The sequence below is a fragment of the Bacillus sp. MHSD_36 genome (assembly GCF_030757775.1).
GTDB lineage: Bacteria > Bacillota > Bacilli > Bacillales > Bacillaceae_G > Bacillus_A.
On the sequence record NZ_JAVBIS010000043.1, the window covers coordinates 1 to 202 of the forward strand.

Consider the following 202-nt stretch of genomic DNA (forward strand, 5'->3'; position numbering starts at 1 on the left):
TATTTGTTACAGAAACTACTATAATTGCTGTCTCAAAAGTGACTGCAATTCAATTAATTATTTTACTTCTTATTTGGGCATGCTCGAAGTATGTACAAAAAAGTGGTGAAAAATGGATAATTGCTATAGTTGCTTTTGTTATTTATGGTGTTGGTACTTACATGTATATTCAATTTGCTTTTAGAGGCTATTAATATACCAC

General features: G+C 29.2%; 1 pseudogene. It reads left to right on the forward strand.

Features of this window, described 5'->3' with window-relative positions:
- Window positions 1–194 (forward strand): annotated as a pseudogene (locus tag Q9B79_RS26925) (hypothetical protein); the annotation flags it as partial.
- Window positions 195–202: the final 8 nt, after the last annotated feature.